The following is an 11,102-nucleotide window of genomic DNA, read 5'->3' as shown; positions in this document are numbered from 1 at the left end:
CCTGGTCGTGTGCCGGAGCCCACGCCCCCCGACGTCCCGCTCGACGTGCTCGTGCCCGTGACGGACCGGCGCACCCTCGCACCCGTGCCGGGCGAGGCGGAGCTCGTCGCGCTGCTCGTGCGCGACGCGCCGCACGTGCGCGCGAACATGGTCGCGTCGGTCGACGGGGCCGCGACGGGCGGTGACGACCGCTCCGGCTCGCTCGGCACGCCCGCCGACGCGCGGGTGTTCGCGGTGCTGCGCGCTCTGGCCGACGTCGTCCTCGTCGGCGCGGGGACGGTGCGCGCCGAGGGCTACCGCGAGCTGCCGGTCGCGGACCACCTGCGCGCGGCCCGCGCGGCGGCCGGCCTGCCCGACCACGTCCGGCTCGCGGTCGTCACGCGGCGCGGCGACGTGCCCGCGGACCTCACGACCGGTGCGCGACCGCCCCTCGTCGTCACGGGCGCCGCCGGCGCCGCGCACGCCCGGGACCTCGTCGGGCCCGACCGCACGCTCGTCGTCCCGCAGCGCGACGACCCCGACTCCCCCGACCTGCCCGCGGCCGTCGCGGCGCTGCGCGCCCGCGGCCTGACGCACGTGCTCGCGGAGGGCGGCCCCGGGCTCCTGGGCGACCTGCTCGCGGCCGACGTCGTCGACGAGCTGTGCCTCACGACGGCCCCGACGCTGGTCGCCGGGCCCGCGCCGCGCGTCGTGCACGGCGCACCCTGGCTCGCGCCGTCACGCCCCGCGCACCTGCGGCACGTGCTCCACGCGCCGGACGGCACGCTGCTGACCTGCTGGGACCTGCGCGCGGCCGTAGGCTCGGGGGCGTGACCGACACCATCCTCGTCCTCGCCGAGGACACCCTCGCCGCCTCCGACGTCCAGCACATCGTCGACCTGCACGCCGACGAGACGCTGGCCTACCGGGTCCTCGTGCCCGCCGACACCGACCGCCCGCTCGTGCCGTGGATCGTCGACGCGCTGAGCATGGGCGAGCTCAAGGAGGCGTGGGAGCGGGCCACGGGCCACGAGCCCAGCCGCACGCAGGCCCGGCAGACCGCGGCCGAGCAGGTCGCCGGCAGCGTCGCGGCGTTCGTCGCCGCCGGCCGGGAGGCCACGGGCGAGATCACCGAGGACGACCCGCTGCCCGCGCTGCGCGGCGCGGTGGCCGGTGGCGGTGTGCGCGAGGTCGTCGTGGTGACGTACCCGCACATGGTCGAGGACACGTTCCACACCGACTGGGCGTCGCGCGCGCGCGACGAGCTGCACGTGCCGGTGCTGCACCTGTACTCGGGCACGAGCGAGCTGGGCTGACCCGCGTCGCGCGCCCGGCCGGGCGCGCGGTGCGCCGGTCGACGCGGCGGGCGGCCCGCGCGCGTCAGCGCAGCGGGTAGCCCGCGCGCGTCACCGTGCGGCGCGCGAGCACGTCGAGCGAGTCGACGTACCGCGGGTCCGCGAGCAGGTCGTGCTCCGCGGCGACCACGGACAGCTCGGTGCAGCCCAGCACCACGACGTCGGCGCCGCGGGCCGCGAGCCGGTCCGCCACGCCGTGCAGTGCCGCGACGTCGGCCGGCCGTCCGGCCTTCACCTGGTCGTAGATGATGCCCATGACGACGTCCTGGTCGGCGTCGTCCGGCACGACGGGCTCGAGCCCGCGGGCCTCCAACGCACGCTGGTAGACGCGCGCGGCGAGCGTGCCGCTCGTGGCCAGCACGCCGACCCGGGCGGTGCCCGGACGGGCCGCGACCTCGTCGGCCGTCTCGTCGACGATGCTCAGCACGGGCACGTCCACGGCGGCCGCGACCTCGTCCGTGAAGTGGTGCGCGGTGTTGCACGGGACGACGACGAAGCCGACGCCCAGCCGCTCCAGGCGGCGCGCGTCGGCCGCCATCACCGGGCCGGGGTCCTCCTGCGAACGCCCGAGGATGTACGCGGTGCGGTCCGGGATGGAGGCGTGCTGCAGCACGACGAGGTCGACGTGGTCCTGGTCACGGTCGGCCGCGGTGTGCCGCACGACGAGGTCGAGGAAGCACACGGTCGCCGCCGGGCCGACGCCGCCGATCACGCCGACCTCGACCCGGCCGGCGGCCCCGGTGGGGGCCGCCGGGTCGTGCGGGGCCGTGCTCACGCGTCGCCCGTCGGGTAGTACCGGCGGTACTTGCGCACCTGGTTGGCCTGCGCGACCGCGAGGTACGCCAGGCGCCGCGGGTCGGTCTCGGCGCGGTACCACAGCGGGTTCGTCACCCGGCGGGCCTGGCCGAGCGCACGCGTGCGGGCACGCAGCGCCGGGTCGGCGACGTACCGCCGCAGGAGCCACCGCGGCAGCACGGTGTACAGGTGCGGCTCGGTGAGGTGGTCGGCGGCGCCGTCGGGCAGCGGGTCGAGCCCCTGCACGTGCTCGCGCACGTACAGCTCGGCGGTGTTGCGCCCGCCGGCGGTGATGTAGAAGTTCGACCGCCCGAGACGCGGGTTGAGCTCGAAGAACACGGTGCGACCGTCGCGCGGGTCGTGCTTGAGGTCGAAGTTCGCGTACCCGGTCCAGCCCAGGTGCTCCAGGAGCCGCGTGGCCTGCGCGACGATCCGCTCGTCGTGACCGGTGATGATGCCGGCCGGGTTGCCCAGCGCGCCGGGCGTGTGCTCTTCGAGCAGCACGTGCCCGAACGCGGAGAACCGCACCTTCCCGCTCGCGTCCGAGTAGCACGTGAGGATCCGCATGCCCGAGTCGTCGCCCGGGATGAGGTCCTGGACCACGAAGCTGCCGCGGTACCCCGAGGCCTGCACGCGTCCCAGCAGCTCCGCGAGCTCGGCCGGGGTGTCGACCGTGAAGACCTTCTTCTTCCCCGGGAACTCGACCAGGTGGTACGCGGCGGTGTCCGCGGCCTTCGCGATGACGGGGAACCGCAGGCCCGACGTGTCGGGCGTGCCGCCGCCCTGCACGTCGTGCACCACCGTCGCGGGGTGGTCGATGCCGAGCTCGGCGCACAGCTCGCCGAACAGCACCTTGTCGGTCACGCGGTCGAGCGTCGCGACGTCGACGTACGGGATCGTGTAGAGGTCCTCGAGCTCGGCGCGGTTCTCGACGATGGTCCGCACCAGCCAGTCGGCGCTGCCGAGCAGCACGAGGTGCCGGTCGCCGAGACGCGCCGCGACCTCGCGCAGCCGGCGCACGACCGTCGGGCCGTCGTCGATGCCGGGCTCGACGACGTTCTCGAGGATCCTCGAGTGCCGCACGAGCCCGGTCGAGAACGTCGACACGACGACCGAGCGCACGCCGTACGCCTCGTGGAACGTCCGCGCGAGGCTGTAGGCCCCGACGTCACCGCCGAGGATGACCGGCTGCAGCCGGGCGACGGGCACCTGGGCCCCCGTGCGGCGGCTCACCAGGTCTGCTCGGAGCGGTCGCCCGACCAGTCCGTGTGGAACGTGCCCTCGCGGTCGGTGCGGCGGTAGGTGTGCGCGCCGAAGAAGTCGCGCTGCGCCTGGATGAGGTTCGCCGGCAGGCGCTCGGCCCGCACGCCGTCGTAGTACGCGAGCGACGACGAGAACGCCGGCGTCGGCACGCCGTGCGCGGCCGCGGCCGACACGATGCGCCGCCACGCGGCCACGCCGTTGGCGACGGCGGCCGTGAAGTACGGGTCGGCCAGCAGCAGCGGCAGGTGAGCGTCACGCTCGTACGCCTGCGTGATGCGGTCGAGGAACTTGGCGCGGATGATGCAGCCGCCGCGCCAGATGCGCGCCATCGCGCCGCGGTCGATGTCCCACCCGAACTGCGCGCTGGCCGCGGCGATCTGGTCGAAGCCCTGCGAGTACGCGACGACCTTCGACGCGTACAGCGCGAGCCGCACGTCCTCGATGAACGCACCGGCGTCGGGGATGTTCCACGCGAGCGTGTCGGCCGGGAGCACGCCGCGCGCCGCGGCGCGCTGCGGCGCCGAGCCGGACAGCGCACGCGCGAACGTCGCCTCGGCGATGCCCGTGATGGGCACGCCCAGGTCGAGCGCGTTCTGCACGGTCCAGCGGCCGGTGCCCTTCTGCTCGGCGGCGTCGGCGACGACGTCGACGAACGGCCGGCCCGTCGCGGCGTCGGTGTGCGCGAGCACCTCGGCGGTCACCTCGATGAGGAACGACTCGAGGTCGCCCGTGTTCCACGCGGCGAAGACCTCGCCGATCTCCGGCGCCGACGCCCCCAGGCCGCTGCGCAGCAGGTCGTACGCCTCGGCGATGAGCTGCATGTCGGCGTACTCGATGCCGTTGTGCACCATCTTGACGAAGTGCCCGGCGCCGTCGGGGCCCACGTGGGTGCAGCACGGCACGCCGTCGACCTTCGCCGAGATCCTCTCGAGGATCGGGCCGAGCGACGCGTACGACTCGGCGGTGCCGCCGGGCATGATCGACGGCCCGTTGAGCGCACCCTCCTCGCCGCCCGAGACACCGGTCCCGACGAAGTGCAGGCCCTTCGCGCGCAGCGCCGCCTCGCGACGGATCGTGTCGGGGAAGTGCGCGTTGCCGGCGTCGACGACGATGTCGCCCTCCTCGAGCAGCGGCACGAGCTCGTCGATCACGGCGTCCGTGGGAGCGCCCGCCTGCACCATGACGACGACCTTGCGCGGCCGCTCGAGCGACGCGACGAAGTCCGCCATCGACTCCGAGGGCACGAACGTCCCGTCGGCGCCGTGCTCGGCGACGAGCGACTGGGTGCGCGCGAACGTGCGGTTGTGGACCGCGACCGTGAACCCGTTGCGCGCGAAGTTCCGCGCCAGGTTGCGGCCCATCACGGCCAACCCCGTGACACCGATCTGCGCGGTGCCGATCTGCGCGGTGCCGACGGCCGACGACGGGACAGACATCAGGTGCGCTCCTTCATGCCGGGGAGCACGTCGCCGACCGGCGCCCCCGGCGGTGCCGCCGGGGCGCCCGCCACGCGCGTGCGGGTGCGACGACGAGCCTAGACCGCCCCGAGGTCACCTCCCCCGGCGTGCCGGGGACCGAGACGGCACGGCCCGCCCGTACGCTCGCCGCGTGACCCCCGCCGGACCCGAGGACGTCCCCGCCGAGTTCGTCCGGGCGCTGCGCTCGCTGCGCGGCGTGCCCGTGCGCCCCGAGGTGGTGCTCGACGAGGTGCCCGGCCCCGCCCGCATCGCGCCGTTCACGGCCGCGCTCACCGCTGACGTGCGCACCGCCCGCCGCTCGGTCGCGGCCGAGGACCTCGCCTCGGGGCGGTTCGTCGTGCTCTACGACCCCGAGGGCCAGGAGGCGTGGGAGGGCTCGTTCCGGCTCGTGACGCTCGTGCGGGCGACGCTCGAGCCCGAGGTCGGGGCGGACCCGATGCTCGCCGAGGTCGCGTGGTCGTGGTTCGCGGAGTCGCTCGCGACCGCCGGCGTGGAGCCGCACGCCGCCGGCGGCACCGTGACCCGGGTGCTGTCGCAGTCCTTCGGTGCGCTCGAGCGGCGCGAGGAGCAGACCGAGCTGGAGATCCGTGCGTCCTGGACGGCGTGGGACGAGCAGCTCGCGCCGCACCTCACGGCCTGGACGACGCTGCTGTGCACGGCCGCGGGCCTGCCGCCGCTGCCCGAGGGCGTCGTCGCGCTGCCGCGCCGCTGAGCCCGCGCCGCCTCAAGTCCGCCGCACCTCCTGCCGATGGGCAGACGTGACCATCGAGCCCCTGCGCCGCGACGCCCGTGACCTCCAGGCCCGTCGTGCGACCGGTCTCACCGGCGTGCCGACGTCCCGGCGCGCACCCGCGCCGGCGCCGGCGCGGCACCCGATGTGCGTCGTGGTCACGCAGATCGCCGACGGTGAGGGCGGCGCCCTCGTCCGCACGCTGCAGCGCCGCGGCGCGCACCGCGTGGTCGTCCTGGCCCGGCACGCCGCACGCGAGGAGCTGTCGGCGCTGCTCGCCGGGGGTCTGCGCGGCGGCGTCGCGTCGACGACCGAGGCGGCGACGGCGCCCGTGCGCGCACCCGTCCCCGCGGCCGTCCCCGCCGCCCCCACCGCGGAGCTGAGCGCACGCGAGCTCAGCGTGCTGGCCCGCGTCGCCGAGGGGAACACCAACCGCAGCATCGGCGAGGAGCTCGGGCTCTCGGCCCTCACCGTGAAGAGCCACCTCGCGCGGATCTCCCGCAAGCTCGGCACGGGCGACCGCGCCGAGCTCGTCGCGATCGCGATCCGCACGGGTCTGATCGACTGACGCGTCGGCCGACGTCGGCCGGCACACGTCGCGATCGCACCACGTGACGAGCACGACGCACGACGCGCGCCCGGCCTGCACGGGCGCGGCCCGCTCGTCGCCTACGGTGGGTGCCATGGAGGCCGAGGTGTCGCACGAGGAGCCCGAGGCCGACGGGCACGGCGCACCGACGCCACCCCCGGTGGTCCCGCTGCTCGAGCCCGCCGACGGCGTGCCGCCCGTCGTCGACACGCCCGCCGCGCTCGCCGCGACCGTCGAGGCGTTCGCGACCGGCACCGGGCCCGTCGCGGTCGACGCCGAGCGCGCGTCGGGCTACCGCTACGGCCAGCGGACGTACCTCGTCCAGCTGCGCCGCGAGAACGCCGGCACCGCGCTCATCGACCCGATCGCCCTGCCGGACCTGTCGGCGCTGTCGGACGCGCTCGTCGGCGTCGAGTGGGTGCTGCACGCCGCGTCGCAGGACCTGCCGGGGCTCGCCGAGCAGGGCATGCGTCCCTCGCGCGTCTTCGACACCGAGCTCGCCGCCCGCCTGCTGGGTCTCGAGCGCGTCGGGCTCGCGGCGGTCGTGGCCGACACCCTCGGGCTGGGCCTGGCCAAGGAGCACTCCGCGGTCGACTGGTCGACGCGTCCGCTGCCCCCCGAGTGGCTGCGCTACGCCGCGCTCGACGTCGAGGTGCTCGTCGAGGTGCGCCAGGTCCTCGCCGAGCGGCTCGCGGTGTCGGGCAAGGCCGAGTGGGCGCGTCAGGAGTTCGAGGCCGTGCGGACCGCCCCGCCGCCGGCCCCGCGCGCCGAGCCGTGGCGCCGGGTGTCGGGCCTGCACACGATCCGCGACCCCCGTCGGCTCGCCGTCGTCCGCGAGCTCCACGCGACGCGCGACCGCAACGCGCGCGAGCGCGACGTCTCCCCCGGCCGGGTGCTGCCCGATGCCGCGATCGTCGCGGCCGCCCAGGCCATGCCGCGCACCGTCGGCCAGCTGACCGCCCTGCCGCCGTTCATGGGCAAGGGCACGCGTCGGCGCGCCGCGCTGTGGCAGGGGGCCATCGACCGCGCGACGGCGCTCCCCGAGTCCGAGCTTCCCTCGCCGCGCGGCCCGGCGAGCGACGGACCGCCGCCGCCGCGCGCGTGGGCCGACCGCGACCCGGCGGCCGCCGCCCGGCTGGTGGCCGCACGCGCGGTCGTCGCGGAGCTGTCCGAGCACCACACCGTGCCCGTCGAGAACCTGCTGCAGCCGGACCTGCTCCGTCGGCTGTGCTGGTCCCCGCCCGCCCCGCTCGACGTCGCGTCGGTCGCGGCGACCCTGACGGCGGGCGGCGCACGCCCGTGGCAGGTCGAGCTGCTCTCCGAGCGTCTCGTGGCGGCCTTCACGACGTCCTGACGTCCCGCGCCGTACGCGGTCACGGAGAGGTCGTCCGGCCCGCCGCGTGGCTCCGCCGCGCCCTCGCGACGCTCGTCCGGCATGCTCGGGGGTGCGCGGGAACGCGCTGGTCGACCGCTGTTACTCTTGAGTAACTTCGTGCGTCCAGGGACGATGGTCCCGACCGCACGACCGCGCTCCCCGCGCTCTCTCCAGGACACCGTCGTCCCGCAGGAGGACAGATGCCGAGCTCCTCACCCGTCGCCGCCCGGCCGCCGCAGGGCCGTCGCGTGGTCTTCGTCGACGGGGTCCGCACCCCGTTCGGACGCGCCCGCGCGGACGGCCTCTACGCCCACACCCGCGCCGACGACCTCGCCGTGCGGACCGTGCGCGAGCTGCTGCGGCGCCATCCGCAGCTGCCGCCGGACCGGGTCGACGACGTCGCGCTCGCCGCGACGACCCAGCAGGGCGACCAGGGCCTGACGCTCGGGCGCACGGTCGCGATGCTCGCGGGGCTGCCGCCGAGCGTCCCGGGCTTCGCCGTCGACCGCATGTGCGCGGGCGCGATGACCGCCGTGACGAGCACCGCCGCCGCGATCGGGTTCGGCGCGCAGGACGTGACGATCGCGGGCGGCGTCGAGCACATGGGCCGGCACCCGATGGGCCTGGCCGCGGACCCGAACCCCCGCTTCCTCGCCGAGCGGCTGGTCGCGGCGGACGCGCTCAACATGGGCGCCACGGCCGAGAACCTGCACGACCGGTTCCCCGCGCTGACCAAGGAGCGCGCGGACGCCTACGGCGTCGCGAGCCAGGCACGCTACGCGGCCGCGCTGGCCGCGGGGAGCATCGAGCCCGACCTCGTGCCCGTCGCGCTGCGCGACCCCGAGCGCGGCTGGGGGCTCGCCACGGCGGACGAGCCGCCCCGCCCCGGCACGACGCTCGCGGGCGTCGCCGACCTCCCGACGCCGTTCCGCCCAGGCGGCCGCGTGACCGCCGCGACGTCCGCCCCGCTCACCGACGGCGCGGCGTCCTGCCTCCTCGCGGCCGAGGACGTCGCCGAGGAGCTCGGCCTGCCGGTGCGCATGCGCCTGGTGTCGTTCGCCTACGCGGGCGTCGAGCCCGAGGTCATGGGGCTCGGCCCGGTGCCCTCGACCCGCAAGGCCCTCGACCGTGCCGGCCTGACCATGGACGACGTCGGGCTGATCGAGATCAACGAGGCGTTCGCGGTCCAGGTGCTGTCGTTCCTCGACGCCTTCGACATCGCCGACGACGACCCGCGCGTCAACCCGTACGGCGGCGCCATCGCGGTCGGCCACCCGCTGGCCTCCTCGGGCGTGCGTCTCATGACACAGCTCGCGCGGCAGTTCGCCGAGCACCCCGGGGTCCGGCACGGCATCACCACGATGTGCGTCGGTCTCGGCCAGGGCGGCACCGTCGTCTGGGAGAACCCGCACGCGACCGGCGAGGAGGCCGCCCGATGAGCACGCCCACCCCGCGCGAGGAGCGCGTCACGCACGCCCTGGTCCGCGACGTCCGGCTGCCCGGCGGGCTCGGCACGCTCGCGCTCGTGACGCTCGACAACGGGCTCGACCACACGAAGCCCACGACGCTCGGCCCGCAGGGGATCGCCGAGCTCACCGCCGCGCTCGAGGCGCAGCGCGACCGCGCGTCCCGCGGCGAGATCGTCGCGCTCGCCGTCACCGGCAAGCCGTACTACCTCGCGGCGGGCGCCGACCTCACGCAGGTCGCCGGCGTCACGTCACGCGACGACGCGCTCGCGCTCGGCCGAGGCGGGCACGCCGCGTACCGCCTGCTCGGCGAGCTGGGCGTGCCGACGTTCGCGTTCGTCAACGGCGCGGCGCTCGGCGGCGGCCTGGAGGTCGCGCTCAACTGCGACTACCGCACGGCGGCCGCCGACGTCCGCGCGCTCGCGCTGCCCGAGACGGGGCTGGGCCTGGTGCCCGGGTGGGGCGGCGCGTACCTCGTGCCGCGGCTCGTCGGGATCGAGCGGGCGGTCGACGTGGTCCTCACCCGCCCCGCGGCGAACAAGCCGTTCACGGCGCAACAGGCCGCCGAGATCGGGCTCGTCGACGCCGTGCTCGACACCGCGGACTTCCTCGAGGAGTCCGTGCGCTGGGCCGCGCGCGTCCTCGCGGGCGAGGTGACGGTGCCGCGGCGGCCGCTCGACGACGCCGCGACGTGGCGCACGGTCGTCGAGGGTGCGCGCCGGCACCTGGACGCGGTCGTCCACGGGTCACGCCCCGCGCCCTACCGCGCGCTCGACCTGCTCGAGGCCGCACGCGACGCGGACCGCGACGCGGCGTTCGCGGCCGAGGACGAGGCGCTCGCCGACCTCATCATGAGCGACGAGATGCGCGCGAGCGTGTACGCGTTCGGGCTCGTGCAGGCCGGCCGACGGCCGACGGGCGCGCCGGACCGGTCGCTGGCCCGGCCCGTGACCCGGGTCGGGGTCGTCGGCGCCGGGCTCATGGCCGCGCAGATCGCGCTGCTGTTCGCGCAGCGCCTGGGCGTGCCGGTAGTCATGCGCGACCTCGACGACGAGCGGGTCGCGCACGGCCTCGCCGCGGTGCGCTCCACGGTCGAGCGGCTCGTGTCGTCGGGGCGCATGTCGTCCGACGCGGCTGCGCGTGTCGTCGCCCAGGTCACGGGGTCGACCGACCTCACGGACCTGGCCGGGTGCGACCTCGTCATCGAGGCCGTCACCGAGGTGCTCGACCTCAAGAAGCGGGTCTTCGCCGAGCTCGAGGACGTGATCGCCCCCGACGCCGTGCTCGCCACCAACACCTCGGCGCTGTCCGTCACGCGCATGGCCGCGGACCTGCGGCACCCCGAGCGGGTCGTCGGGCTGCACTTCTTCAACCCCGTGGCGGCGATGCCGCTCGTCGAGGTCGTGCAGGCCGAGCGCACGTCGGACGAGGCGCTGGCCACGGCGTTCGCGCTCGCCGCACAGCTGCGCAAGACGGCGGTGCTCGTGCGCGACCGCCCGGGGTTCGTCGTGAACCGGCTGCTCGTGCTGCTGCTCGGCGTGGTGGTCGACGCGGTCGAGCACGGCACACCCGTCGAGGTCGCGGACCGCGCGCTCGACCCGCTCGGGCTGCCGATGCCGCCGTTCGAGCTGTTCGACCTCGTCGGGCCCGCCGTCGGGCTGCACGTGCTGACGTCGCTGCGCGAGGACCTCGGCGACCGGTTCCCCCGGTCCCCCGGCCTCGAGAGGCTGGTCGCCGAGCGCACCACGGTCGTGCGCCCGGCACCGGCGAAGGGGCTGCCGAAGCGCGTCGACCCGGGCGTCCAGGCCGTGTTCGACGCGGCGCGCGAGGGCGCGGTCGGCACCGTGCCGCTCGACGAGGCCGGTGTCCTCGACGCGGTCCTCACGGCGCTGACGGTCGAGATCGGGCACATGCTCGACGAGGGCGTCGTGGCCACGCCGCAGCAGATCGACCTGTGCATGGTCCTCGGTGCCGGGTGGGGCTTCCACCTCGGCGGCATCACGCCGTACCTGGACCGTCGCGGCTACGGCGAGCGCGTGCTCGGCCGCCGCCTGCTGCCCGACGGCGTCGCC

At 76.0% G+C, this 11,102-nt stretch carries 10 protein-coding genes; 7 read left to right on the top strand and 3 right to left on the bottom strand.

The genetic code is table 11. The features are described from left to right. Window positions 1-813 (top strand): dihydrofolate reductase family protein (locus ATM99_RS13465; RefSeq protein ID WP_369798083.1); only part of this gene is annotated, 813 nt, incomplete at its 5' end. Beyond that, window positions 810-1,295: a hypothetical protein gene (locus ATM99_RS13460; RefSeq protein WP_062103392.1), complete on the top strand. Its 486-nt coding sequence runs from the start codon at window positions 810-812 to the stop codon at window positions 1,293-1,295. The genes ATM99_RS13465 and ATM99_RS13460, both read left to right, overlap by 4 nt. A gap of 64 nt (window positions 1,296-1,359) precedes the next feature. On the opposite strand, the gene ATM99_RS13455 is transcribed toward ATM99_RS13460, so the two are convergent. The 3 genes from ATM99_RS13455 to gndA are packed head-to-tail and all read right to left on the bottom strand — an operon-like array spanning window position 1,360 to window position 4,828. Beyond that, window positions 1,360-2,109, bottom strand: coding sequence for an aspartate/glutamate racemase family protein (locus ATM99_RS13455; protein ID WP_062103391.1), 750 nt, complete (start codon window positions 2,107-2,109; stop codon window positions 1,360-1,362). After that, the gene (locus tag ATM99_RS13450; RefSeq protein ID WP_062103390.1) at window positions 2,106-3,362 is read right to left on the bottom strand and encodes a carboxylate--amine ligase; all 1,257 of its coding nucleotides are present in this window, start codon (window positions 3,360-3,362) and stop codon (window positions 2,106-2,108) included. The genes ATM99_RS13455 and ATM99_RS13450 overlap by 4 nt, the downstream gene beginning before the upstream one ends. Beyond that, window positions 3,359-4,828, bottom strand: coding sequence for an NADP-dependent phosphogluconate dehydrogenase (gene gndA, locus ATM99_RS13445; RefSeq protein WP_062103389.1), 1,470 nt, complete (start codon window positions 4,826-4,828; stop codon window positions 3,359-3,361). The genes ATM99_RS13450 and gndA overlap by 4 nt, the downstream gene beginning before the upstream one ends. 172 nt (window positions 4,829-5,000) lie before the next feature. Between gndA and ATM99_RS13440 the strand changes: the two genes are divergently transcribed. From ATM99_RS13440 to ATM99_RS13420, 5 genes are all read left to right on the top strand, one after another. Continuing rightward, window positions 5,001-5,582 (top strand): DUF3000 domain-containing protein, encoded by a 582-nt coding sequence (locus ATM99_RS13440; protein WP_062103388.1) that lies wholly within the window; start codon window positions 5,001-5,003, stop codon window positions 5,580-5,582. 46 nt (window positions 5,583-5,628) lie between these two features. Then, window positions 5,629-6,168 (top strand): LuxR C-terminal-related transcriptional regulator, encoded by a 540-nt coding sequence (locus tag ATM99_RS13435; RefSeq protein ID WP_223305076.1) that lies wholly within the window; start codon window positions 5,629-5,631, stop codon window positions 6,166-6,168. 115 nt (window positions 6,169-6,283) lie between these two features. Beyond that, window positions 6,284-7,543, top strand: a complete 1,260-nt coding sequence (locus ATM99_RS13430) for an HRDC domain-containing protein (protein WP_062103394.1) — start codon at window positions 6,284-6,286, stop codon at window positions 7,541-7,543. Window positions 7,544-7,764: 221 nt separating this feature from the next. Continuing rightward, window positions 7,765-9,003, top strand: a complete 1,239-nt coding sequence (locus ATM99_RS13425; protein WP_062103387.1) for a thiolase family protein — start codon at window positions 7,765-7,767, stop codon at window positions 9,001-9,003. Further along, a partial coding sequence (locus tag ATM99_RS13420; protein ID WP_062103386.1) for a 3-hydroxyacyl-CoA dehydrogenase NAD-binding domain-containing protein occupies window positions 9,000-11,102 on the top strand: 2,103 nt, incomplete at its 3' end. The genes ATM99_RS13425 and ATM99_RS13420, both read left to right, overlap by 4 nt.

This window comes from Cellulomonas sp. B6 (assembly GCF_001462455.1).
GTDB lineage: Bacteria > Actinomycetota > Actinomycetes > Actinomycetales > Cellulomonadaceae > Cellulomonas.
This window is presented reverse-complemented; position numbering and strand designations above follow the sequence as displayed.

What these genes read in the sequence shown, in the direction of transcription:
- gndA (WP_062103389.1), bottom strand. Translation starts at nt 4,828, where the DNA reads ATGTCTGTCCCGTCGTCGGCCGTCGGCACCGCGCAGATCGGCACCGCG.
- ATM99_RS13430 (WP_062103394.1), top strand. Translation starts at nt 6,284, where the DNA reads ATGGAGGCCGAGGTGTCGCACGAGGAGCCCGAGGCCGACGGGCACGGC.
- ATM99_RS13425 (WP_062103387.1), top strand. Translation starts at nt 7,765, where the DNA reads ATGCCGAGCTCCTCACCCGTCGCCGCCCGGCCGCCGCAGGGCCGTCGC.